This is a genomic window from Rhodococcus sp. SGAir0479 (genome assembly GCF_005484805.1).
Taxonomy (GTDB): domain Bacteria; phylum Actinomycetota; class Actinomycetes; order Mycobacteriales; family Mycobacteriaceae; genus Prescottella.
This window is the reverse complement of record NZ_CP039432.1, coordinates 1,839,429-1,863,774: the sequence shown is the minus strand read 5'-3', so window position 1 is coordinate 1,863,774 and position 24,346 is coordinate 1,839,429. Positions and strand designations below refer to the sequence as shown.

Genomic DNA, 24,346 nt, shown 5'->3' with positions numbered 1-24,346 from the left:
GTCCGGTGGGTAGTGGGAGTACAGGAGATCCGGGGAATCCGCGCGTCGGACTGCTCGTCGGCGACGGGATCGGGCGGGAGATCGTCCCGGCCGCCCGGGACGTCGTGGACGCGGCGCTGGCCGCCGTAGCACTGCCGGAAGTCGACTGGGTGCCACTTCCCATCGGCTCCGACGCCATCTCGACGTACGGCACGCCGACGCCCGAGCACACGCTGGTCGCACTCGCCGATCTCGACGCGTGGATTCTGGGCCCGCACGACAGCGCCTCGTACCCCGACCCCTTCCGGCAGCAGCTCACTCCGGGCGGCGCCATCCGCAAACGGTTCGACCTGTACGCCAACATTCGTCCGGCCCGCGCGCTCCCGGGAGTGCGCGCGGTGTCGCCGCACATGGATCTCGTCATCGTCCGTGAGAACACCGAGGGGTTCTACGCGGACCGGAACATGTTCGCCGGGGTCGGCGAGTTCATGCCGACACCCGACGTGGGGCTGGCCGTGGGGGTCGTGACCCGGGCTGCGTGTGAGCGGATCGCGCACACCGCGTTCCGACTCGCGCAGCAGCGGCGCAAGCGCGTCACGGTGGTGCACAAGGCGAATGTGCTGTCGATCACCACGGGACTGTTCCGCGACGTCTGCCGGGAGATGGGTCGGCACTACCCGGACGTCGACGTCGACGATGCACATGTCGACGCGATGGCCGCGCACCTGGTGCGGCGCGGCGAGGACTACGACGTGATCGTCACCGAGAACATGTTCGGCGACATCCTCTCCGACCTCGCCGGTGAGCTGTCGGGTTCGCTGGGCACGGCCGCGTCCATCAACGCGTCCGATACCAAGGTGATGGCGCAGGCGGCCCACGGTGCGGCGCCCGACATCTCCGGCCGCAACCGGGCCAACCCCACCGCGATGATCATGTCGGCGGCGATGCTGCTCGACTGGCTCGCCGCGGTGCGGCACGAGCCCGCCCTGGGAACCGCGGCCGAGCGGATCCGCGGGGCGGTCGAGCGTACGGTCGCGTCCGGGGTGGTCACCGCCGACCTCGGCGGGCTCGCGTCGACGAGCGAGTTCACCGAGTCCGTTATCGCACGGGTGTTCCGCCGATGAGCACGGGTCCCGTTCGGTCACCGGCCCGTCCAGGCAGTAGTGTGTCCCGGGTTCGCCGGTCGGAAAACGGAGGTTCGAGGCGCGCGTGTTCGCTCGATTCGCAAGTCGCGTGACCGCTGCCGTCGTGGCATCCGTCGTCGCTCTCGGAGCCGCCGGATGCGTCACGAACGACGAGGGGCTGGTTCCGGTGCTGCCGGAGATCGACGTCCCCCGCGTCGCCGCGATCGCCGAGCAACTGCCGCCGGCGATCGCCGACTCCGGGAAACTCCGGGTCGGTACCAACCCGCCGTACGCGCCCAACGAATTCAAGGACGAGACCGGCGCGATCGTCGGGTTCGACGTCGATCTGCTGGAGGCCGCGGGCGCGGTCCTGGGCCTGACCCTCGACATCAAGCAGACCGACTTCGACAAGATCATTCCGGCGGTCCAGGCCGGCACGCTCGACGTCGGGATGTCGTCGTTCACCGACACGCTCGAACGTGAGAAGAGCGTCGACTTCGTCACGTACTACAGCGCCGGCGTGCAGTGGGCGCAGCGGGCGGGCGACGACGTCGACCCGGACGACGCGTGCGGACTGCGGGTGGGGGTCCAGACCACCACCATCGAGGACATCGACGAGGTGCCGGCGAAGAGCGCGGCCTGCGTCGCGGCCGGCAAGCCGCCGATCCGCAAGATCAAATACGACAGCCAGGACGACGTGGCCAACGCGCTCATCCTCGGCCGCGTGGACGCCTTGTCGGCCGACTCGCCGGTGACCGCGTACGCGATCAAGCGCAGCGACGGCCGCATCGTGCCCGCCGGAGGCGTGTACGACGCGAGCCCGTACGGATGGGTGGTCGCGAAGGGATCACCTCTCGCGCCCGTGCTGCAGCAGGCCGTGCAGTACCTCATCGACGGCGGCCAGTACCGCACGATCGCCGAGGCGTGGGGCGTCGAGGCGGGGGCGATCGAGACATCGGTCGTCAACGGCGCATCGAACTGAAGCACAGGAGAGGGAACAGCCATGCCAGCCAACGAGAGCCGGCCGCCGGACGTCGGGGCCGCCTCCGAGCCGGAACCGATCAAAGCGGTCCCGTTGCGGCACCCCGGGCGCTGGGTCGCGGCGGTCGTCGTGCTGGCGCTGTTCGCCCTGTTCGTCTACGGGGCTGCCACCAACGAGGCATTCCACTGGGACGTCTACGGGCAGTACCTCTTCGACAAGCGGATCACCGCCGCGGCGTGGAAGACGATCCAGCTCACGGTGCTGGCGATGGTCATCGCGATCGTGCTAGGCGTGGTCCTGGCGGTCATGCGGCTCTCACCGAACCCGGTGTTGCGGTCTGCCGCGTGGGTCTATCTGTGGGTGTTCCGCGGCACGCCGGTGTACGTGCAGTTGGTGTTCTGGGGCCTGTTCCCGGCCATCTACAAGACGATCGACCTGGGAATCCCGTTCGGGCCGCAGTTCGTGCACCTCGACATCCAGACGTTGGAGGCCGGGTTCCTGTTCGCGGTGATCGGACTGGCACTCAACGAGGCCGCCTACATGGCCGAGATCGTCCGCGCCGGCGTGGGCTCGGTGAGCGAGGGCCAGACGGAGGCGTCGACCGCGCTGGGTATGTCGTGGGCGCAGACCATGCGCCGGACGGTGCTCCCGCAGGCGATGCGGGTCATCATCCCGCCTACCGGCAACGAACTCATCAGCATGCTCAAGACGACATCGCTGGTCGCGGCAGTGCCTTACAGCCTCGAACTGTACGGGCGTGCCCGGGACATCTCCGGGGCCAACTTCTACCCGGTGCCGCTGCTGCTGGTCGCCTCCACGTGGTACCTGGCGATCACGAGCATCCTGATGGTCGGCCAGTACTACATCGAACGGCACTACTCCAAGGGTGCGTCTCGGACCCTCACTGCCGGACAGCTCCAGGCGCTGGCGGACGCGCAGCGCCGTGACGAAGGTGGCCCGGCATGACGGCTCCGATGGTCCGCGCCGATCGCGTCTGCAAGAACTACGGGGCACTGCAGGTGCTGCGCGGCATCTCGCTCGAGGTCGCTCGCGGTCAGGTGCTGTGCCTGATCGGGCCGTCCGGCTCCGGCAAGTCCACGTTTCTGCGCTGCATCAATCACCTCGAGCGCGTCGACGCGGGCCGCCTGTACGTCGACGGCGACCTCGTCGGCTACGCCGAACGCGGCGGCAAACTCCACGAGCTGAGTCCCCGCGCCGCCGCCCGGCAACGGCGCGACATCGGTATGGTCTTCCAGCACTTCAACCTGTTCCCGCACCGGACCGTGCTCGACAACATCGTCGAGGCGCCGGTGCTGGTGAAGAAGGTGCCGCGCGCGAAGGCCGTCGCACAGGCTCGGGAACTGCTCGACCGGGTGGGGCTGGCGTCGAAGGCCGACGCCTACCCGGTGCAGTTGTCCGGTGGGCAGCAGCAGCGCGTCGCGATCGCCCGCGCCCTGGCGATGGAACCGAAACTGATGCTGTTCGACGAGCCCACGTCGGCGCTCGACCCGGAACTGGTCGGGGAGGTGCTCGGGGTCATGAAGGAACTGGCGCAGGACGGCATGACGATGGTTGTCGTCACCCACGAGATGGGGTTCGCCCGCGAGGTCGCCGATCAGCTGGTGTTCATGGACGGCGGTGTGGTCGTGGAGGCGGGGGAGCCGCGCGAGCTCCTGACCAACCCGCGGCAGGAGCGGACCAGGACCTTCCTGTCCAAGCTGCTCTGAGCCTGCCCGGTCCGCCCTGTCCAAGCTGCTCTGAGCCTGCCCGGTCCGCCCTGTCCAAGCTGCTCTGAGCCTGCCCGGTCCGCCCTGTCCGGCGCGGCCGGGTCTCAGGCGGGCTTGCGGGTGACGAAGATCGCCGTCCCCGGGAACAGTTGGCCGCGCAGCGGGCTCCACTGACCCCACTCGCGGTCGAGCCACTCCGGCCACTCGGGCTCGACGATGTCGCGCACCTCCAGCCCCGCGGCCACCGCCTCACGGACCCGGTCGCCGACCGTCCGGTGGTGCTCGACGTATGTCGGAGTGCCGTCGGCGTCGACCTCGACGTAGGGCGTGCGGTCGAAGTAGGGGAGCGTCGCGGTGAGTCCCCGCGGTCCCGGATCGTCGGGGAAGATCCAGCGGATCGGGTGGTTGACCGCGAACACCCACAGCCCGCCCGGGCGCAGCACCCGGGCCACCTCGCGCATCACCCGGGCAGAATCCGCAACGAACGGAACCGCGCCGAAAGCCGAACAGGCGAGGTCGAAACTCCCGTCCGCGAACGGCAGCGCTTCCGCGCCGGCCTGGACGAGGGGAACCCGCGGCCCGCCACGGTCCATCGCGCCGAGGCCTCGCTCGAGCATTCCCATGGAGATGTCGAGTCCCACGACCTCGGCACCCTGGCCGGCGAGCCAGCGTGCGCACGGAGCCGAGCCGCAGCCCACCTCGAGGATGCGCTTGCCGGTGACGTCGCCGAGCAGGTGGACATCGCCTTCGTGGAGGCCCTCCGGGCACCACACGAACTCGCCGGCCGACGAATCCACGCCGAGGAACTCGCCGTGCGTGCGGTGGTAGTCGTCGGCGTCTGCGTCCCACCACGCCCGGCTGGCGCGTTCGCTCGCCTCGGTGCCGATCCGGGTACGGCTGACCCCGCTGGTGCCGAGGGCGGAGATTGCTGTGGCATGACGGTCGTCGGACGTGTCTGACATGGGTGCCAAGCCTAGAGACCGCGTACGGTGGGGGAAGCGGGTGGCCGGATCGGCGCCGTCGGGGGGGCGGGTGAGCCCGGGTTTGCCCAGCTAGCCGAAGGTCGCGTACCCTGTTGCTCGCGAGTGTCTTCGACGCAGTTCTCGCTGTCCGGTGATTTCACCGGACGGCGGCGGAGAAGCCTCGTGGTGGTCCGGAAGACGGGCGATTCGGGCGCTCAGCCGGAATCCGATGCATTTCGGTCCGCCTGTCTGACAGAACATCACCAACCGACTAACAACCCGTCCGGAGCAACCCAACACATGCCCTCCAACACCGTGACCTCGCCGCAGGTAGCCGTCAACGACATCGGCTCCGCCGAGGACTTCCTCGCCGCCATCGACGCCACGATCAAGTACTTCAACGATGGCGACATCGTCGAAGGCACGATCGTCAAGGTCGATCGCGACGAGGTCCTTCTCGACATCGGTTACAAGACCGAAGGCGTCATCCCTTCCCGTGAGCTCTCCATCAAGCACGACGTCGACCCCAACGAGGTCGTCTCCGTGGGCGATGAGGTCGAAGCCCTGGTCCTCACCAAGGAGGACAAGGAAGGCCGTCTGATCCTGTCGAAGAAGCGCGCGCAGTACGAGCGTGCTTGGGGCACCATCGAGGAGCTCAAGGAGAAGGACGAGGCCGTCAAGGGCACCGTCATCGAGGTCGTCAAGGGCGGCCTCATCCTCGACATCGGTCTGCGTGGCTTCCTGCCCGCCTCGCTCGTCGAGATGCGTCGCGTCCGCGACCTCCAGCCGTACGTCGGCAAGGAGATCGAGGCCAAGATCATCGAGCTCGACAAGAACCGCAACAACGTGGTCCTGTCGCGTCGCGCATGGCTCGAGCAGACCCAGTCCGAGGTCCGCAGCGAGTTCCTGCACCAGCTGCAGAAGGGCCAGGTCCGCAAGGGCGTCGTGTCCTCGATCGTCAACTTCGGTGCGTTCGTCGATCTCGGCGGCGTCGACGGTCTGGTCCACGTCTCGGAGCTGTCCTGGAAGCACATCGACCACCCGTCCGAGGTCGTCGAGGTCGGCAACGAGGTCACCGTCGAGGTTCTCGACGTCGACCTGGACCGCGAGCGTGTCTCCCTGTCGCTGAAGGCGACGCAGGAGGACCCGTGGCGTCAGTTCGCCCGCACCCACGCGATCGGTCAGATCGTGCCGGGCAAGGTCACCAAGCTCGTTCCGTTCGGCGCGTTCGTTCGCGTCGAGGAGGGCATCGAGGGCCTGGTGCACATCTCCGAGCTGGCCGAGCGCCACGTGGAGGTTCCGGACCAGGTTGTGGCCGTCGGCGACGACGCGCTCGTCAAGGTCATCGACATCGACCTGGAGCGTCGCCGCATCTCGCTGTCGCTGAAGCAGGCGAACGAGGACTACAACGCCGAGTTCGATCCGTCCAAGTACGGCATGGCCGACTCGTACGACGAGCAGGGCAACTACATCTTCCCCGAGGGCTTCGATCCCGAGACCAACGAATGGCTCGAGGGCTTCGACAAGCAGCGTGAGGAGTGGGAGTCCCGGTACGCCGAGGCCGAGCGTCGCCACAAGATGCACACCGCTCAGATGGAGAAGATGGCCGCCGACGAGGCCGCCGAGGCTGCTGCCGGCGCGTCCGGCACCAACTACTCCTCCGAGACGGGCTCCGACGAGGGCGCGGCTGCGACCTCCGAGTCCACCGGTGGCTCGCTGGCGAGCGATGCCCAGCTCGCGGCTCTGCGCGAGAAGCTGTCCGGCAACGCCTGATAGCGACAGCCTGAACATTCGGGCTCGAACGACCGGAGGACCCCGGCCCTGATCTCAGGGCCGGGGTCTTCCGCATTTCGCCCTCCGCGCGACTCGCCGGGGAGAGAACGACTGTGGCCCCGATCCTCGCGGGATCGGGGCCACAGTGCGTGTCGTGTGCGGTCGGTCAGTTCGCCGCGGCGGGCACCCATCGGGTGGGCATGGTCGCCGTTCGCTTGCGGATGGTCGCGAAGCTGTGGCGGGCGGGGGTCAGCACGCTGGCGAACCAATTGCGGCGATGCTCTGCGAGCGCCGTGGCCACCTCGGGAATGAGGATCGCGTGGACGCCGTTCTCCATGCCGAGACGGTGCCGACCGGGACGGGTCGGATTGCTGCGCATGAGCTGCTCCTACTCGCTTCGCGTATCGGCTGGTCGGACGGTCGAGGACAGGCTATCCGACCAGGTCGCGGAACCACGCCATTTGGTCCGTTGATGATCTTCGGCGTGTTTGGTGCGACACTGGTCGGCGTGTTGAGAGTGGGCCTCACCGGAGGCATCGGAGCCGGCAAGTCGACCGTGTCGAAGGTTCTCGCGAACCTGGGTGCGGTCATCGTGGACGCGGATCTCATCGCCCGAGAGGTCGTCGAGCCGGGAACGCCCGGCCTCGCGGCGCTCGTCGATGCGTTCGGGGACGACATCCTGCACGCGGACGGCTCCCTGAATCGTCCGGCGCTGGCGGAGAAGGCATTCGGCAGCGACGAGTCGCGGCTGCTGCTCAACTCGATCCTGCATCCCCGGATCGGACAGCGCACCGCGGAACTCGTCGAGGGGGCGAGCGCCGACGGCATCGTCGTGCAGGACATCCCGCTGCTCGTGGAGGGCCGGATGGGGCCCGCCTTCAACCTCGTGGTGGTCGTCTACGTCGACGTCGAGGAGCGGGTCCGTCGCCTCGTCGAACTGCGGGGAATGCCCGAGGTCGACGCGCGGGCGCGCATCGCGGCGCAGGCGACGGACGAGCAGCGCCGGGCCACCGCCGACGTCTGGCTCGACAACTCCGGTGCGCCCGAGCTGATCGAGGCGCAGGTGCGGGCGCTCTACACCGATCGGCTCGTCCCGTTCGAAGCGAACCTGCGCAGCCGCACCGTCGTCGGGGTGCCGCCCGTGCTGCGGCCGGCGGACCCGGGTTGGGCGGGGCAGGGACACCGGCTGGTCGAGCGTCTGCGCGCGGTGTGCGGGGGCGGCGCGGTGCGCATCGATCATGTCGGCTCCACTGCGGTGCCGGGGCTCGACGCACGCGACCTCATCGACATCCAGATCACCGTCTCGGATCTCGCGGCCGCGGCCGAGTTGACCGAGCCGTTGGCGGCAGCCGGATTCCCGCCGATTCCCGCGGCGACGCACGACGAACCGAAGCCCGTGTACGGCGTCGGGGGAGAGGCTGATCCGGCGCTGTGGGACAAGCGCACACACGGCGGCGCCGATCCCGGCCGGCCGGTGGAGATCAGTGTCCGCGTCGACGGCTGGCCCGGACAACGATTCGCGCTGCTCCTGAGGGACTGGCTCCGCGCGGACGAGCACGCGCGCGACGAGTTCCTCGAGGTCAAACGGACCGCGGCGGAGAAGGCTGCGCTCGAGGACGGCGACGCGACCGTCATCTACTCCCGGGCGATGGCGCCCTGGTTCGACCGCGGTTACCAGCGGGCGTGGGAGTGGGCGGAGTCGACCGGGTGGGCGGCCGGCGACTGACTTCTCGTTCGTTCCCGCCCGTCCGACCCGGCGACGATTGCAGGTGAGTGACGCCCGCGTTCGTCGGAGAAGGCCGTCCCGGCCGCCGCCTAGCCCCAGCCGTGCAGGACGATCTTGCCGGTGGTGCGGCCTGTCTCGACGGCCTCGTGTGCCTGGCGCAGGGTGGCGGCACTGATCGGAGTCAAAGTACGGGCGGTGGTGGGACGCACGATGCCGTCGTCGACGAGTTGCGAGACCCTGTCGAGCAGGGCGCGCTGCCGGTCCATGTCGGGCGTGCCGTAGAGCGGGCGGGTGAACATCAGCTCCCAGTGCCAGGTGATGCTCTTGTTCTTGAGTGGTTCGACGTCCCGGGGGCCGTCGTCGATGGCGACGATGTGCCCGAACGGGGCGACGACCTCGGCGTACATCGGGATCTGCCCCTCCGAGTGGGCGGTGAACATCCAGTCCACCCCTCCCGGTGCGATCCGCGCAACTTCGGCGGCCAGGTCGCCGCGATGGTTGACGGTGTGCTCCGCGCCCAGCTCGCGCACCCACTCGCGCCCCTCGGGCGTGGAGGCGGTGGCCACGACGGCGACGTTCGGCAGCAACGCCTCCGCGAGTTGCAACATCACCGATCCCACCCCGCCGGTGGCGCCGACGACCAGCAGTGTCCCGGTGGAGTTCTCGGTCAGAGCGAGCCGATCGAACAGTGATTCCCACGCGGTGATCGCGGTCAGCGGCAGCGACGCGGCGTCGGCGAACGACACGGTTGCGGGCTTGCGGCCCACGATGCGCTCGTCGACCACGTGCAGACGTTGGTTCGTGCCCGGCCGGTCGACGACGCCGGCGTAGAACACTTCGTCGCCGATCTTGTACGTGCTGACCGCCGACCCGACCGCGGTCACGGTGCCGGCGGCGTCGAATCCGAGGACCCGCAGGCCGTCCGGGGCGGCGTTGGTGCGGAGCTTGACGTCGACCGGGTTCACCGAGACGGCCTCCACTCGGACGAGCAGGTCGTGCTCACCGCAGGTGGGGAGCGGGACGTTCTCGGTGATCAGGCAGTTCTCGTCGGTGACGGGCAGGTTCTCGCGGTAGCCGATGGCAGTGGTCGTTTCGGTCATGACCCGATGATGCGATACGGGTACCAGTTACCGTCAAGGGAACATACTTCCCTTTGGGTACCATTGCTGGATGGCTGCCACGCTTCCGACCGCACCGCACGACGTCTACGCGGCGATGTGCCCGTGTCGCGACATGCTCGATCTGCTCGCCAACAAGTGGAGTGCATTGGCGATCGGCGCGCTCGAGGATGCACCGCTGCGCTTCGGGCAGCTGCGGGCCCGCTTGGAGGGCATCAGTCCCAAGGTGTTGTCCCAAGTCCTCAAGCGCCTCGAGGCGCACGGGTTGGTGGACCGCGCCGTGTTCGCCGAGGTTCCGCCGCGGGTGGAGTACAGCCTCACTGAGCTCGGTCGTGGCGCTGCTGACCCGCTGCGGCACCTGCGCACCTGGGTCGAGGCCAACGTCGACGTCCCCTGAGACGACGTCCCCTGGCCTACGGACGTCAGCGCCAACTGACCGGCATGCCCTTGGACGCCAGCCAGGCGTCCATGTCGTGACCGTGGGCGGCGATGCCGTCGACGGCTGCCACAGCCCGGCGGAAGGCCCGGTCGGCGGTCCGGGGGGAGACATAGCCGTACGCGGTCGCCGAGATCAGCTCGTCCACGTCGAGAAGCTCGGTCTCCCGGCCGGTGCGGACCACGAGATCGAGGTAATGGTCCTCGGATTTCCACACCGTGGGTCCGCGCGTGAAGTCGCCGATGTCGATGTAGTGGTTCTGATCGCGCTGGTGGTACGGGTGGTAATGGAAGATCGACGCCCGGATCCCGAGATCCGGAAGAATCCACGACTCCAGATAGTGGAACTGTGGGTGGTCGGCAGTGCGCGCCATGTACAGGCCCCACGGCTCGAGGCGGTAGTGGTCCACCGGCCGCACGAACCCCTTCGGATCGGTGTTGGTGCCCTCGGTGACGTTGAAGTACTCGATCTTGGGCCGGTGCGCCGGCGCCAGATCGACCGCCGGGAACTGGACGGAAGGTGCAGGCACCGGCGGTACGGCGGCCGTGGCGCCCGGTTCGACGTTCTCCATACAGCAAGAACGTACCGGCAAACGTCGGCACCGGCACCGCCGAAGAAGCGGGGCCGCGGGCAGCGTTATCAGAACTTGTCGGAAGGGGCGCATACCCTGGTGACATGGCGTTCGCATCCGAGCACCCCGTGGTGGCACATTCCGAGTTCCGGCCGGTCAGTGAGGTCGAACGTTCCGACGGCCGATTCCAGGTCGTCAGCGAGTACGAGCCCGCCGGCGATCAGCCGGAGGCGATCGACGAGTTGGAACGGCGGCTGCGGGCGGGCGAGAAGGACGTGGTCTTGCTCGGTGCCACCGGTACCGGAAAGTCGGCCACCACGGCGTGGCTCATCGAACGCGTCCAGCGGCCGACGTTGGTGATGGCCCCCAACAAGACGCTGGCCGCCCAGCTGGCGAACGAACTGCGCGAGATGCTGCCCAACAACGCGGTCGAGTACTTCGTCTCGTACTACGACTACTACCAGCCAGAGGCGTACATCGCGCAGACGGACACCTACATCGAGAAGGACTCGTCGATCAACGACGACGTCGAGCGTCTGCGGCATTCCGCGACGTCGAGCCTGCTGTCCCGCCGCGACGTCGTCGTGGTGGCCTCGGTCTCGTGCATCTACGGCCTCGGTACGCCGCAGTCGTACCTGGACCGGTCGATCCAGCTCGAAGTGGGCGTCGAGGTCGACCGGGACGCACTGCTGCGGTTGCTGGTCGACGTGCAGTACACCCGTAACGACATGTCCTTCACCCGCGGCTCGTTCCGGGTCCGCGGCGACACGGTGGAGATCATCCCCTCGTACGAGGAACTCGCGGTGCGCATCGAGTTCTTCGGCGACGAGGTCGAGGCGCTCTACTACCTGCACCCGCTGACCGGTGACGTGGTCCGTCAGGTCGACACGGTCCGCATCTTCCCGGCGACGCATTACGTGGCCGGCCCGGAGCGCATGGAGCGGGCGGTCAAGGACATCGAGGCCGAGCTCGAGGAGCGGCTCGCGGACCTGGAGAACCGGGGCAAGCTGCTCGAGGCACAGCGGCTGCGGATGCGCACCCAGTACGACCTCGAGATGATCAAGCAGGTCGGCTTCTGTTCCGGCATCGAGAACTACTCGCGGCACATCGACGGCCGCCCGGCCGGTTCCGCGCCCGCCACGCTCATCGACTACTTCCCGGAAGACTTCCTCCTGGTCATCGACGAGTCCCACGTGACCGTCCCGCAGATCGGCGCGATGTACGAGGGCGACATGTCCCGCAAGCGCAACCTCGTGGAGTTCGGGTTCCGGCTGCCGTCGGCGACCGACAACCGGCCGCTCACGTGGGAGGAGTTCGCGGGACGCATCGGACAGACGGTCTATCTCTCGGCCACCCCCGGACAGTACGAGCTCGGGCAGGCGGGCGGGGAGTTCGTCGAACAGGTGATCCGCCCCACCGGACTGGTCGACCCCGAGGTCATCGTCAAGCCCACCAAGGGGCAGATCGACGACCTGGTTCACGAGATCCGCGAGCGGACCGAACGCGACGAACGCGTGTTGGTCACCACCCTCACCAAGAAGATGGCGGAGGACCTCACCGACTACCTGCTCGAGCTCGGCATCCGGGTGCGGTACCTGCACTCGGACATCGACACGCTGCGACGGGTGGAACTGCTGCGGCAGCTGCGGCTGGGCGAGTACGACGTCCTCGTCGGCATCAACCTGCTCCGCGAGGGCCTCGACCTGCCCGAGGTCTCGCTGGTCGCGATCCTCGACGCGGACAAGGAAGGCTTCCTGCGCAGCACCACCAGCCTCATCCAGACCATCGGTCGTGCCGCTCGTAACGTCTCCGGGCAGGTGCACATGTACGCCGACAAGATCACCGACTCGATGCAGCGCGCGATCGAAGAGACCGAGCGCCGCCGCGAGAAGCAGATCGCGTACAACCTCGAGAAGGGCGTCGACCCGCAGCCGTTGCGCAAGAAGATTGCCGACATCCTGGACCAGGTCTACGAGGAAGCGGAGGACACCGAGGTCGGCGTCGGCGGCTCGGGCCGCAACGCAAGCCGGGGACGGCGCGCCCAGGGTGAGGCGGGACGCGCTGTCAGCGCCGGCGTCTACGAGGGGCGCGATGTGAAGGCGATGCCGCGGGCCGAACTGGCCGATCTCATCAAGGAACTCACCGACCAGATGATGAACGCGGCGCGCGATCTCCAGTTCGAGCTCGCCGGCCGGCTGCGCGACGAGATCTCCGACCTGAAGAAGGAGCTGCGCGGGATGGACGCGGCAGGCCTGAAGTAGCGCCCGCTAACGTCTTGGACCATGGACGCACATCTGGCCGGCCGAACCGCTCGCTCCCTCGAACTGCTGCACTCCCTCTCCTACTTCGCTCCCGAGGTGGAGACGGAGCTGACCGGTGTCGGACTCGAACCGGGTCGGATGACGTACTTCGCGGCGCGGTCGGCGGCCATGGGGGCGGTGGGTGCGGGCGCCGTCGCCGCCACGTTCTACAACTTCAATCCGGGGCTGATCGCGGATGCGATCCCGCGTGCCTGGACGCTCGCCGAACCACAGCGGATCGTCGCCGCGCGGTACCGCGGCGTCGACGCCGCCTACCGCTCGCTGCTCGGTGACGTCGTCTCGTCTCCCGAAATGGCGGAGGCCGCGCAGCTGGCCGCCATTGCGGCGCAGGGCATTCCCGGCGCCGAGGGACGCCCCCTGTACGCCGGTCACGCCGAACTCGAGTGGCCCGACGAGCCGCACCTGGTGCTGTGGCACGCGCTGACATTGCTGCGCGAGTACCGCGGTGACGGGCACGTCGCGGCATTGCAGACCGCCGGCCTCAGCGGTCTCGAGGCGCTCATCACCCACACCGCCGCGGGAATCGGCTTCCAGAAGAAGTTCGCGCAGAGCCGCCGGGGATGGTCGCCGTCCGAGTGGGACGATGCCGTCGGCACACTGCGCGACCGCGAACTCCTCGACGAGCGCGGCGAATTGACCGCCGACGGACGGGAGCTGCGGGAGGTCGTCGAGGATCTCACCGACGAACTGGCGGCGGCACCGTGGACCGAACTCGGCGAGGATGGCGCGGCCCGGCTGCGGTCGCTCGCGGAGCCGTGGCGAAAGTCCGTCCGCGAATCGGGACTGTTCCCGTCGTCGCTGTTCGGCCCGCGGTACGGCGAGCCGCGCTGACGGGCCGGACCGCGCGGCGCCGCTCGTGGTGGAATGGTGGCCGGGGCGGAGGCTCCACCGGGGGATGAAGCATGTCGTGCCGCAATTCCACCAGGCTTCGCGTCGATGGCGCTAATGTCAGCGCAGCGAATTGGTGATCTCGGTCGAACAGGGCACACAGCGCGTCCTCGTTCAATGCAGACATGGAGGAATGAATGAGTGCCTACCGGACCGTCGTCGTCGGAACCGATGGATCGGACTCGTCCTATCGGGCGGTGGACAAGGCCGCGGCTCTCGCCGGTGACGCCGACGCCAAGCTCGTGATCGCCTGCGCGTACTACCCGGCCGATCCCAAGGACACCGAGGCGGCGCAGGACACCCTCGGCGCGGACGCCTACCAGGTGACGGGATCGGCACCCACGTACGAGATCCTGCGTACGGCGCGCGAGCGCGCCACCTCGGCCGGGGCGAAGAACATCGTCGAGCGGGCGATCGTGGGTGCGCCGGTCGACTCGCTGCTCGCGCTGGTCGACGAGGTGGAGGCGGACCTGCTCGTGGTCGGCAACCGCGGACTCAACACCATCACCGGCCGCCTCCTCGGGTCGGTGCCGTCGGACACTGCACGCAAGTCGACGTCGGACGTGCTGATCGTGCACACGGTCCGCTGACGTTGCTCAGCAGAAGCTGCTGCGGGCCGCGTCCAACAGCAGCCGCGTCGCCGCCTCGGCGGTGAGCGCTCCACCCGACCGGCTCGCGCCGTACGCACCCGTCGGCTGCAGATGCTCGAGGATCGACGCATCGGGTGTGCCGGCAGCCGACTGCCGGCACACCCCGTCGCCGAGCGCGAACAGCGTCGCCTGCGGCACCACGTCGGGGAACCCGCTCGTCGCGAGTGCCTCCGCGTAACGCGCGACCCGGGCTTCGGTGGTCGACACCGTGGACGTCGGTACCGCGGCTGCGGCCGCGGTCTCGGCGCCGGCGGGTGCTTCGTCGATTCCGGAGCCGAGCGTGCAGCCCCCGACCAAGGCGGCTCCGAGGACACCGACCGCTCCCAGCGACGCTGCGCGCCACGCGCTCCGGAAGGTGGGCGATGGCGTCGGCATGGATCGTCGTCCTTCGCGTCGGAGGTGTGCGGGTGGCCCCGCGTGCCACTGGCACGCTACCGGCCGAGCGCTCCGGAGATCACCCGGACCACCGATCAGCCGGCCGACGACACGACCGTCGCATCGAGGGACGCCAGCACGCTGGGCAGCGGCCGGGAGTGGACGATGCCGAGACGCTGGGTCGCGCGGGTGAGCGCGACGTAGAGATCGTTGAGGCCGCGCGGCGACTCGTCGAGCAGATCCTGGGGCTCGACGACGAGTACCGAGTCGAACTCGAGGCCCTTGGCGTCCCTGACGGTGAGCACGCTGACCGAGTCCGAGCGCAGGTCCGCCAGCTGCTCGACGTGCTCGTGGCCCGCGAGGACTGCGGTCAGCCCGGGCCCGGTCTCGTCGGCCACCCGCCGTCGCACCTCGTCCAGGACCTCGGATTCGTCCACCGACTGCGCCCACGGCGGGAAGCCCGATTCCCGCACGGAGCGGGGAACCGCCTGACTCGGATCGATCTCCGCGAGCACCCGGTGTGCGAGTTCCATGATCTCCGCGGGCGTCCGGTAGTTGACCGTCAGCTCGGTGAGCTTCCACCGCTGAGCGACGTACGGCCCGAGCACGTCCTGCCACGACGAGCTGCCCGCCGGATCGCCGGTCTGGGCGGTGTCGCCGACCAGCGTCATCCAGCGGTTCGGGATGCGCCGCATCAGCATGCGCCACGCCATCTCCGACAGCTCCTGCGCCTCGTCGACGATCACGTGGCCGTAGGTCCAGGTGCGGTCCGCGGCCGCGCGTTCGGCGGTGGTGCCGTGCCGGCCCATCTCGTGGCGCTCGGCGAGCTGGCTGGCGTCGATCAGGTCGTAGGCCATGAGGATCTCGGGATCGAGTTCGTCCTCGAGGTCCTGCGGCGCCGACCCGGTCAGGATGTCCAGCGCGCCCTGGGCGTCGGCGATCTGCGCGCGCCAACGGCGTTGTGCGCGTTCACGTTCCGCAGCGTCGTCGACGCCGAGCAGCTCGGCGAGTTCGTCGAGCAGCGGCGCGTCGGGCGCGCTGAACCCGACCCCCGCCGTGCGCAGCAGGGTCGCGCGCTCGTCGTCGGTGAGCCCGGGCGCGGCCGAGGCGAGGCGCTCGGGGGAGCGCAGGAGGTCGGTGAGGACCTGCTGCGGCGTCAGCTCCGGCCACAGCGCGTCGAGCGCCGCCATGATCGCGGGGTCCTCCCGCATCTCGTCCCGCATGTCCGCGATGTCGTCTCGGCTGAGCAGGTTGGCGCCGTCGACGACGTTCTTGCCGAGCGTGGCCGCCAGCTGGTCGGCGAGAGCCTCGATCGCGGCGGAGACGAAGATCGGCCGTGCCAGGTTGTGCGGTCGCCGCGACGACCGCGCGCGTCCGCGCGCCCGCGTGACGATCTTGCGGTCCAGCGTGATCGGGTAGCTGTCGAACCGCAGCTCGATCGGCGCCCGGGGCACCTCCTGCCGGTCGCGCACCGCCTTCTTGAGGATGTCGATCATCGCGAGCGAGCCCTTCAACGCGCCCGCGGCCAGCGTGTCCTCCCGGGTCGCGCGCACCCCCGGGTAGAGGTCACCGATGGTCGAGAGCAGCACCCCGGTCTCGCCGAGCGAGGGCAGGACCTGGCCGATGTAGTCGAGGAAGGTCTCGTTGGGGCCGATGATGAGCACGCCGGACTTCTCCAGCTGCTGCCGGTACGTGTACAGCAGGTAGGCCGCGCGGTGCAGGGCGACCGCCGTCTTCCCGGTTCCCGGTCCGCCCTGCACGACCAGTGCGCTCTTGTGGTTCGAGCGGATGATCGCGTCCTGTTCGCTCTGGATGGTCTCGACGATGTCGTGCATCTGGCCGGTGCGGGCCGCGTTGAGCGCGGCCAGCAGAGCGCTCTCGCCCGCGACACCGCCGGCCGCGGCGCTGTCGCCGTTCCGCTCTGCCGCCGTCAGGTCCAGGTACTCGTCGTTGAGCGCGGTCACCGTGCGGCTGCGGGACCGGATGTGGCGGCGCCGGGTGACGCCGTCGGGCGCGGCCGGCGTGGCGAGGTAGAAGGGACGCGCGAGCGGCGCCCGCCAGTCGAGCAGCAGGGTCTCGTAGTCGTTGGCCTCGTCGAGGATGCCGATCCGGCCGATGTAGCGGGGTTCGTCGTCGTCGGCGACGTCGATGCGACCGAAGCACAGGCCGTTCTCCGCGGCGTCGTACCGCGCGAGGTCCTCGGTGTACATCTGCGTGAAGGACTCGCGTTCGCTGCGGGCCTGCGGGGTGCCCCCGGTCTGCAGGAGAACCTGGCCGAGGCGGTTCTGGGCGTACGCGCGCAGCGAGTCCAGCCGCTCGTACAGCGTCGAGACATACCCCTGCTCGTGCTCGAGATCGGGGTGGACGTGGGCCTCGTCGGGCAAGAGGTCTCCTAGGTCGGGGGACGGCAGAAAGCGCCCAAGCATTCTAGTGCGACGGAGGAATTCGCGCAGATCCGCTGGTGACGAGCGCCCGACCCGCACCCACCGACGTGCATGGCGGGGGCGGGCAGCGGGTGCCCGGTGTCGGACCGGATCTGCCCGCAAACCGGAGAGGAGCGAAAATGACCTCCACCAGTGTGCAACCCACCAGTGCGTCGGGGCCCGACGCGACACCGTTCCACACCGTCGACCCCTATACCGGCCGATCGATCAGGGAGTATCCGTACCTGGTCGGCGAGCAGCTCGACGAGATCGTGGAGCGGGCGGCGACAGCGTTCGAACTGTGGCGCGACGAACCCGTGGAGCGTCGCGCGCACGTGCTCTCGCGGGCCGCCGAACTCGTGCGCGAACGGAAGGAGGACCTGGCCGCGTCGGTGACTCGGGAGATGGGCAAGCTCATCGAGGAGGCGCGGGACGAGGTGGATCTCGCCGCGGCGATCTTCCAGTACTACGCCGAGAAGGGGCCCGACTTCCTCCGCCCCCGGACGCTCGAGGTGGACGAGGGCAGCGCCGAACTGGTCAACGAGCCGATCGGCGTCCTGCTGGGAATCGAGCCGTGGAACTTCCCGCTCTACCAGGTGGCGCGGTTCGCGGCCCCGAACCTGCTGCTGGGCAACGTGATCCTGCTCAAGCATTCGAGCTCGTGTGCCCAGACCGCGCTCGAGCTCGAGAAGCTTCTCGCGGATGCCGGAGCGCCCGAGGGGGTCTACAACAACGTGTTCCTGCAAGTTCCCGACATCGAACGGGTGGTCTCCCATCCCGCCGTCCAGGGGACGTCGCTGACCGGGAGCGAGCGCGCCGGCGCATCGCTCGCGGAGATCTCCGGCCGCCACCTCAAGAAGTGCGTGCTCGAGCTCGGCGGTAGCGACCCCTTCGTGGTGCTCGACGTCGACGACCTCGACGGCACGCTCGACGCGGCCGCCGCCGGGCGGCTCGGGAACACCGGCCAGAGTTGTGTCGCGTCCAAGCGTTTCATCGTCCCCGACGCGATCTACGACCGGTTCGTGGACGGACTCACCCGCCGGTTCTCCGACCTGGTCGTGGGTGACCCCACGGATCCGGCGACCACGCTGGGACCGCTGTCATCGGAGGACGCGGCGCAGAAACTGCTCGAGCAGGTCGAGGATGCGGTCGACAAGGGGGCCACGGTGACGGTCGGCGGATCCCGTCCTCAGGAGCGGGGCCCGGACGGCAAGGGCGCTTTCGTCGACGCGACCGTGCTGACGGACGTGACACCGGAGATGCGGGCCTTCGAGGAGGAGCTCTTCGGTCCCGTCGCGGTCGTCTACCGGGTGGCGGACGAAGACGAGGCCGTCTCGCTCGCCAACTCGACACGGTTCGGTCTGGGCGGCACGGTCTTCGGCTCGGACGAGGCCCGCGCCCGCGCGGTCGCCGAGCGGATCCGCAGTGGGATGGTGTGGATCAACCATCCCACGGCGACCGCACCGGAGCTCCCGTTCGGCGGGGTGAAGAGCTCGGGGTTCGGCCGCGAACTCAGTGACCTCGGCCTGTTCGAGTTCGCGAACCGCAAGCTGATCCGCTCCGTCCCGGCCACCGCCGGAGTCGAACACGCCGCCACCGGGTAGGCGCGGGCATGGCGACATTGCGCTCCGACACCGAAGTCGTCCGTGAGCTGCTCGACCGGGCGGGCCGGACGTACGCGCGGGACGCGGAGATCACGCTGAAGGACACCCCGGAGCCGCTGTTCCAGCTCCTGGTTCTGGCGATGTTGCTCAGCGCCCGCATCTCCGCCGAGATCGCGACGCAGGCGGCCCGCGAGTTGTTCGCCGCGGGCTGGCGCACACCCGAGTCGATGGTCCGGGCCCCGCGCGGCCAGGTGATCGCCGCATTGAAGCGAGGCCGTTACTCCCGGTACGACGAGAGCACGGCCACGCGCCTGCGGAAGGCGGCCGAGCGGGTCCGGGACGAGTACGACGGTGATCTGCGGGGACTCGCGGAACGCAGCGGGCACGACGAGAAGGCGGCCGCGCGGCTGCTCCAGGAGTTCGACGGCATCGGCCCGGTCGGTGCCGAGATCTTCCTGCGGGAGGTCCAGGACACATGGACGTGGTTGCGGCCGCACCTGGACGAGCGCACCCTCGCGGGTGCCACGGAACTGCAGCTGCCTCGCGATCCCGACGCGCTCACCGAGCTCGCCGGGGCCAGCGAGATGGCGCCGCTCGCCGCGGCCCTGGTCCGGGTGACGCTCGACTCGAAGCTGCGGGACGAGGTGCTGGCTGCCCCGGGCTGATGCCCGTTCGGCAACGCCGAGGGCGGCGCCCCCGATTCCATCGTCGGCTCGATTGCCGCCGATGGGCTCGGAGTGCGCCGCCCTCGGAGTGTGCTGCGTGCTGCCGCGGCGGATCAGTTCTGCAGTTCGGCAGCCTTGGCGCGCGCGGTGGCGAGGGCGCGCTCGGCCTGCTTACGGGCCTTCTTGCTGACGACCTCGCTCTGGTCACCGGCGGTGGCGAGGGCGCGCTCGGCCTGCTTGCGCGCCTTCTTGCTGACGACCTCGCTCTGCGCACCGGCGGTCGCGAGCGCCCGTTCGGCCTGCTTACGGGCCTTCTTGCTCAGGACTTCGCTCTGCTCGCCGGCGTTCGCCGCCCATTCCGCGCCGCGTTCGCGGGCCAGGTGAGCGAACTCGGTGCCCCGCTCGCGGGCCAGCTCGGCGAGCACGGGACCGCGTTCGCGCGCCACCTCACCGAGTTCGGCGCCGCGCTCCTTCGCCAGATGCGCCAGCGCCGCGCCGCGCTCGCGAGCGGTGTCGAGCAGGTCTCCGCCACGATCGCCGGCCTGCTCGGACGCCGCACGGACCCGCTCGGCGACGCTGTGGAGCGTGTCGCTGTCCGGGCCGTGGTTGTTGCTGGAGAGGACCTCGCTGACGGTCGCCTGCGCCTTCCGGGCGGCACGGCGGCCCCGCCAGCCCAGCGACGGCTTGCCCTCGGTGTCGACCGCCGCGATGAGCAGGCCGCCCAGCATCGTCATGTTCTTGAAGAACTGCATGCGCTGCATGGCGCGCTGCTGCGGGTCGTCGACATTCCAGAAGTCGTGACCGGCGACCGTCGTGGGAATGAGCGTCCCGGCAAGCGCCAGCGACGACGCGCGCGGCGCCTTGCCGAGCGCCAGCAGCACGCCGGCACCCACCTGGACCGCTGCGTTGATCTTCACGAGCGTTTCGGGGTCCGACGGAACCTTCTCGGTGACTGCACCCGGCAGCGTCCCCATGGATTTCTCGATCAGCGCGCCGGCGGCCTCAGCCTTCGGCGACGGGCTCCGCAGTGAGTCGATGCCCCCGGCGATGAACACCGTGGACAGCAATGGGCGGGCAATTCGGCGGACGATCATGATGAGTGGCCTCCCTACCTGGATTGTGATTCCACCGTATCCAGGTAGGTGGCGATCGGCACGGCACCGACGGACCGCACGGGATTCACCAGCCGCGTTCGCGCCACTCCTGCAGATGCGGACGCTCCGCACCGAGCGTGGAGTCCTTGCCGTGACCGGGGTAGAAGGGGGTGTCGTCGGGAAACCGGTCGAACAGCTTCGACTCGACGTCGTTCATCAACGACGTGAACCGTTCGGCGTCCGGGGTCTTGCCCACACCGCCGGGGAACAGCGAGTCGCCGGTGAAGAGGTGCACACGACCGGTACCGCCCTGTTCGGTGAGGGCCAGCGTGATTCCGCCCGGCGTATGGCCGCTCAGGTGGATCACCTCGAGCGTGAGATCGCCCACCGTGATCGTGTCCCCGTCCTCGAGGCTGCGGTCGGGATGGACCGAGAGGATCTCGGAGTCGAGGGGATGCGCCGCCGTCGGACGGCCGGTCTTCTCGGTCACCTCGGCCAGGGCGAACCAGTGGTCGTGATGTTGGTGCGTCGTCACGATGAGCTCGAGCTGCGGCGCCTGCTCCTCGATGAGCCGAACGATGCGGTCCGCATCGTTCGCGGCGTCGATGAGCAGCGACTTTCCGGTCGCCGTGCACGTGACGAGGTACGTGTTGTTGTCCATGGGACCGACGGACATCTTGGTGATCGTCGCGCCGGGAACGGTGCGACGCTGAGCGCCCGACGTCCCGGAGAGATCGCCCGTGTAGTCGTCGTCGATGGTGATGCTCTGCTGCTCCATGATCGGGAGGCTACCGTCGAATGTCGGTGCCGACGCGCAGCCGACTCCCGCTGTCGGTGTTCATCGCGAAACCTGCTGGTCGGAGAGTTTGTCGGTGCCCGCGCCTACCATGGGCTGCGCCGGACGAGTGTCCGTGCGACGGCCGAACCGAGAAGGGACTACGTGTGGCGGATCGCCTGATCGTGCAAGGTGCACGTGAGCACAATCTGCGAGGAATCAATCTCGATCTGCCGCGCGACAGCATGATCGTCTTCACCGGTTTGTCCGGGTCGGGCAAGTCCAGTCTTGCGTTCGACACGATCTTCGCCGAGGGACAACGCCGCTACGTCGAATCGCTGTCGGCGTACGCGCGGCAGTTCCTGGGGCAGATGGACAAGCCCGACGTCGATTTCATCGAGGGGCTCTCGCCCGCGGTCTCGATCGACCAGAAGTCGACCAACCGCAATCCGCGCTCCACCGTCGGCACCATCACCGAGGTGTACGACTATCTCCGCCTGCTGTACGCCCGCGCCGGCACGGCGCACTGCCCGGTGTGCGGCGAGCAGATCGCCCGGCAGACACCGCAACAGATCGTCGACCAGGTCCTCGAGATGGACGAGGGCACGAAGTTCCAGGTCCTCGCGCCGGTGGTCCGCACCCGCAAGGGCGAGTTCGTCGACCTGTTCGAGCAGCTCAACACCCAGGGATACTCGCGAGTCCGCGTCGACGGTGTGGTGTACCCGCTGACCGACCCGCCCAAGCTCAAAAAGCAGGAGAAGCACGACATCGAGGTGGTCGTGGACCGCCTCACCGTCAAGGCCAGCGCCAAGCAGCGGCTCACCGATTCCGTCGAGACGGCCCTGCGACTGGCCGAGGGCATCCTCGTGCTGGACTTCGTCGACCGCGACGAGGACGCCCCCGACCGGGAGCGCCGATTCTCCGAGAAGCTGGCGTGTCCCAACGGTCACGCGCTGTCGATCGACGATCTCGAGCCGCGGTCCTTCTCCTTCAACTCGCCGTACGGCGCGTGCCCCGAGTGCACGGGCCTCGGCATCCGCAAGGAGGTGGACCCGGATCTGGTCGTGCCGGATCCGGAGCTGAGTCTCGACGAGGGGGCGATCGCCCCGTGGTCGATGGGGCAGAGCGCCGAGTACTTCGGCCGACTGCTCTCGGGCCTGGGCGACATCATGGGCTTCGACATGAAGACGCCCTGGAACAAGCTGCCGGCCAAGGCGCGCAAGGCGATCCTCCAGGGCAGCACCGACCAGGTGCACGTGCGGTACAAGAACCGGTACGGGCGGACCCGGTCCTACTACGCCGAGTTCGAGGGCGTGATGCCGTTCCTGCACCGCCGGCTGGAACAGACCGAGTCCGAGCAGATGAAGGAACGCTACGACGGGTACATGCGGGACATCCCGTGCCCTGCCTGCAACGGCGCCCGGCTCCGTCCGGAGATCCTGTCGGTGACCGTGGCTGCGGAGGGGTACGGCCCGAAGTCGATCGCGCAGGTGTGCGAGCTGTCCATCGCGGACTGCTCGGCGTTTCTGGGCAGCCTCACGCTGGGCGCCCGCGAGGAAGCGATCGCGGGCCAAGTGCTCAAGGAGGTCCAGGCGCGTCTCGGGTTCCTCCTCGACGTCGGGCTCGACTACCTGTCGCTGGCGCGTGCCGCGGGCACCCTGTCCGGCGGCGAGGCGCAGCGCATCCGGCTCGCCACGCAGATCGGTTCCGGTCTCGTCGGCGTCCTGTACGTCCTCGACGAACCCTCGATCGGCCTGCACCAGCGTGACAATCGTCGGCTCATCGAAACCCTCACGCGGCTCCGCGATCTCGGCAACACGCTGATCGTCGTCGAGCACGACGAGGACACGATCCGGGCGTCGGACTGGGTCGTCGACATCGGCCCGCTGGCCGGTGAGCACGGTGGCCGGGTCGTGCACAGCGGACCCTACGAGAAGTTGCTCACCAACGCCGAATCCCTTACGGGCGCCTACCTGTCCGGACGCAGCACCATCGACGTCCCGGCCGAGCGCCGGGCCGTCGACCGCAAGCGTCAGGTCACCGTCGTGGGGGCGCGGGAGAACAACCTGAAGGGCATCGACGTCAGCTTCCCGCTCGGAGTGCTCACGTCGGTCACCGGGGTCTCGGGATCGGGCAAGTCCACGCTCGTCAACGACATCCTCGCGACCGTGATGGCGAACAAGCTCAACGGCGCACGTCAGGTCCCGGGCCGGCACACCCGGATCAACGGTCTCGACCAGCTCGACAAGCTGGTCCAGGTGGACCAGTCGCCCATCGGACGCACCCCGCGGTCGAACCCGGCGACGTACACCGGCGTGTTCGACAAGATCCGCACGTTGTTCGCCGCGACCACCGAGGCCAAGGTGCGGGGTTACCAGCCGGGACGGTTCTCGTTCAACGTCAAGGGCGGCCGTTGCGAGGCATGTTCCGGCGACGGCACGCTCAAGATCGAAATGAACTTCCTGCCGGACGTCTACGTGCCGTGCGAGGTGTGCCACGGCGCCCGCTACAACCGCGAGACGCTCGAGGTGCACTACAAGGGCAAGACGATCGCGGAAGTGCTCGACATGCCGATCGAGGAGGCGGCCGAGTTCTTCGAACCCGTCACGTCCATCCACCGCTACCTGAAGACCCTGGTGGAGGTCGGTCTCGGCTACGTGCGGCTGGGCCAGCCGGCGCCGACGCTGTCCGGTGGTGAAGCGCAGCGCGTGAAGCTCGCGGCGGAGTTGCAGAAGCGCTCGACCGGGCGCACCGTCTACGTTCTCGACGAGCCGACGACCGGCCTGCACTTCGAGGACATCCGCAAGCTCCTCAAGGTGGTCGGCGGGCTCGTCGACAAGGGCAACACCGTCATCGTCATCGAGCACAACCTCGATGTCATCAAGACGTCGGACTGGGTCATCGACATGGGACCCGAGGGCGGGTCCGGCGGCGGCACCGTGGTCGCGGAAGGAACCCCGGAGGACGTGGCGGCGGTTCCGCAGAGTTACACCGGGCGCTTCCTCGCGGAAGTCCTTGCAGCGCCGGCGGTCCCCGAGAACGGGGCCGCACCCCGTCGCACCGCGGCGGGCAAGACCGGACCGGCTCCGCGCAAGCGGGCCCGCAAGGCGGCCGCGGTCGGGTAGCCCCGGGGTCGGCTCGGTGCGGGTCGGC

The 24,346-nt window shown here is 69.0% G+C and carries 21 protein-coding genes; 13 read left to right on the top strand and 8 right to left on the bottom strand.

The window, feature by feature from the left end:
• Positions 1–5: 5 nt before the first annotated feature.
• The 4 genes from E7742_RS08675 to E7742_RS08660 all read left to right on the top strand — a co-directional run bounded on the left by E7742_RS08675 (position 6) and on the right by E7742_RS08660 (position 3,812).
• Positions 6–1,103 carry an isocitrate/isopropylmalate dehydrogenase family protein gene (locus E7742_RS08675; RefSeq protein WP_137798584.1) on the top strand — a complete coding sequence of 366 codons (1,098 nt, stop codon included), beginning with the start codon at positions 6–8 and terminating at the stop codon, positions 1,101–1,103.
• 85 nt (positions 1,104–1,188) lie between these two features.
• On the top strand, positions 1,189–2,085 hold the full coding sequence (locus E7742_RS08670) for an ABC transporter substrate-binding protein (protein WP_137798583.1): 897 nt from the start codon (positions 1,189–1,191) through the stop codon (positions 2,083–2,085).
• A gap of 21 nt (positions 2,086–2,106) precedes the next feature.
• Entirely contained in the window at positions 2,107–3,051 is a 945-nt protein-coding gene (locus E7742_RS08665) for an amino acid ABC transporter permease (RefSeq protein WP_137798582.1), read from the top strand.
• On the top strand, positions 3,048–3,812 hold the full coding sequence (locus E7742_RS08660) for an amino acid ABC transporter ATP-binding protein (protein WP_137798581.1): 765 nt from the start codon (positions 3,048–3,050) through the stop codon (positions 3,810–3,812). Before E7742_RS08665 ends, E7742_RS08660 begins: the two co-directional genes overlap by 4 nt.
• Before the next feature lie 104 nt (positions 3,813–3,916).
• Here the strand turns inward: E7742_RS08660 and E7742_RS08655 are convergent, their stop codons facing one another.
• Positions 3,917–4,774, bottom strand: a complete 858-nt coding sequence (locus tag E7742_RS08655) for a class I SAM-dependent methyltransferase (protein WP_137798580.1) — start codon at positions 4,772–4,774, stop codon at positions 3,917–3,919.
• A gap of 300 nt (positions 4,775–5,074) precedes the next feature.
• On the opposite strand from E7742_RS08655, the gene rpsA reads away from it, so the two are divergent.
• Complete coding sequence (rpsA, locus tag E7742_RS08650) at positions 5,075–6,547, top strand: 30S ribosomal protein S1 (RefSeq protein WP_137798579.1); 1,473 nt, start codon at positions 5,075–5,077, stop codon at positions 6,545–6,547.
• A gap of 166 nt (positions 6,548–6,713) precedes the next feature.
• On the opposite strand, the gene E7742_RS08645 is transcribed toward rpsA, so the two are convergent.
• The gene (locus E7742_RS08645) at positions 6,714–6,926 is read right to left on the bottom strand and encodes a hypothetical protein (RefSeq protein ID WP_137798578.1); all 213 of its coding nucleotides are present in this window, start codon (positions 6,924–6,926) and stop codon (positions 6,714–6,716) included.
• Between the two features lie 129 nt (positions 6,927–7,055).
• Here E7742_RS08645 and coaE point away from each other — a divergent pair, with 129 nt between their 5' ends.
• Positions 7,056–8,273 carry a dephospho-CoA kinase gene (coaE, locus tag E7742_RS08640; protein ID WP_217497526.1) on the top strand — a complete coding sequence of 406 codons (1,218 nt, stop codon included), beginning with the start codon at positions 7,056–7,058 and terminating at the stop codon, positions 8,271–8,273.
• 89 nt (positions 8,274–8,362) lie between these two features.
• Here the strand turns inward: coaE and E7742_RS08635 are convergent, their stop codons facing one another.
• On the bottom strand, positions 8,363–9,373 hold the full coding sequence (locus E7742_RS08635; protein WP_137798576.1) for a zinc-binding alcohol dehydrogenase family protein: 1,011 nt from the start codon (positions 9,371–9,373) through the stop codon (positions 8,363–8,365).
• 70 nt (positions 9,374–9,443) lie between these two features.
• On the opposite strand from E7742_RS08635, the gene E7742_RS08630 reads away from it, so the two are divergent.
• Positions 9,444–9,788: a winged helix-turn-helix transcriptional regulator gene (locus E7742_RS08630; protein WP_217497525.1), complete on the top strand. Its 345-nt coding sequence runs from the start codon at positions 9,444–9,446 to the stop codon at positions 9,786–9,788.
• 25 nt (positions 9,789–9,813) lie between these two features.
• Here E7742_RS08630 and E7742_RS08625 read toward each other — a convergent pair whose 3' ends face one another.
• A complete protein-coding gene (locus tag E7742_RS08625; protein ID WP_137798575.1) occupies positions 9,814–10,398 on the bottom strand; it encodes a DUF402 domain-containing protein in 585 nt (194 codons plus the stop codon).
• A gap of 104 nt (positions 10,399–10,502) precedes the next feature.
• Here E7742_RS08625 and uvrB point away from each other — a divergent pair, with 104 nt between their 5' ends.
• The 3 genes from uvrB (at position 10,503) to E7742_RS08610 (ending at position 14,197) form a co-directional block, all read left to right on the top strand.
• Positions 10,503–12,659: an excinuclease ABC subunit UvrB gene (gene uvrB, locus E7742_RS08620; protein WP_137798574.1), complete on the top strand. Its 2,157-nt coding sequence runs from the start codon at positions 10,503–10,505 to the stop codon at positions 12,657–12,659.
• Positions 12,660–12,680: 21 nt separating this feature from the next.
• The gene (locus E7742_RS08615) at positions 12,681–13,550 is read left to right on the top strand and encodes an SCO6745 family protein (protein WP_137798573.1); all 870 of its coding nucleotides are present in this window, start codon (positions 12,681–12,683) and stop codon (positions 13,548–13,550) included.
• A gap of 194 nt (positions 13,551–13,744) precedes the next feature.
• Positions 13,745–14,197 (top strand): universal stress protein, encoded by a 453-nt coding sequence (locus E7742_RS08610; RefSeq protein ID WP_137798572.1) that lies wholly within the window; start codon positions 13,745–13,747, stop codon positions 14,195–14,197.
• A gap of 6 nt (positions 14,198–14,203) precedes the next feature.
• Here E7742_RS08610 and E7742_RS08605 read toward each other — a convergent pair whose 3' ends face one another.
• Both E7742_RS08605 and E7742_RS08600 read right to left on the bottom strand, forming a co-directional pair.
• The gene (locus tag E7742_RS08605; protein ID WP_137798571.1) at positions 14,204–14,632 is read right to left on the bottom strand and encodes a DUF732 domain-containing protein; all 429 of its coding nucleotides are present in this window, start codon (positions 14,630–14,632) and stop codon (positions 14,204–14,206) included.
• Between the two features lie 95 nt (positions 14,633–14,727).
• Entirely contained in the window at positions 14,728–17,058 is a 2,331-nt protein-coding gene (locus E7742_RS08600; protein WP_137798570.1) for a HelD family protein, read from the bottom strand.
• Positions 17,059–17,195: 137 nt separating this feature from the next.
• Here E7742_RS08600 and E7742_RS08595 point away from each other — a divergent pair, with 137 nt between their 5' ends.
• Both E7742_RS08595 and E7742_RS08590 read left to right on the top strand, forming a co-directional pair.
• The gene (locus tag E7742_RS08595) at positions 17,196–18,659 is read left to right on the top strand and encodes an NAD-dependent succinate-semialdehyde dehydrogenase (RefSeq protein ID WP_137798569.1); all 1,464 of its coding nucleotides are present in this window, start codon (positions 17,196–17,198) and stop codon (positions 18,657–18,659) included.
• A gap of 8 nt (positions 18,660–18,667) precedes the next feature.
• Positions 18,668–19,324: an endonuclease gene (locus E7742_RS08590; protein WP_137798568.1), complete on the top strand. Its 657-nt coding sequence runs from the start codon at positions 18,668–18,670 to the stop codon at positions 19,322–19,324.
• A 113-nt stretch (positions 19,325–19,437) separates the two neighbouring features.
• Here the strand turns inward: E7742_RS08590 and E7742_RS08585 are convergent, their stop codons facing one another.
• Together E7742_RS08585 and E7742_RS08580 are read right to left on the bottom strand one after the other, a co-directional pair.
• The gene (locus tag E7742_RS08585) at positions 19,438–20,418 is read right to left on the bottom strand and encodes a DoxX family protein (RefSeq protein WP_137798567.1); all 981 of its coding nucleotides are present in this window, start codon (positions 20,416–20,418) and stop codon (positions 19,438–19,440) included.
• Positions 20,419–20,503: 85 nt separating this feature from the next.
• The gene (locus E7742_RS08580; protein ID WP_137798566.1) at positions 20,504–21,196 is read right to left on the bottom strand and encodes an MBL fold metallo-hydrolase; all 693 of its coding nucleotides are present in this window, start codon (positions 21,194–21,196) and stop codon (positions 20,504–20,506) included.
• Positions 21,197–21,360: 164 nt separating this feature from the next.
• Between E7742_RS08580 and uvrA the strand changes: the two genes are divergently transcribed.
• The gene (gene uvrA / locus E7742_RS08575) at positions 21,361–24,318 is read left to right on the top strand and encodes an excinuclease ABC subunit UvrA (protein ID WP_137798565.1); all 2,958 of its coding nucleotides are present in this window, start codon (positions 21,361–21,363) and stop codon (positions 24,316–24,318) included.
• Positions 24,319–24,346 lie beyond the last annotated feature (28 nt).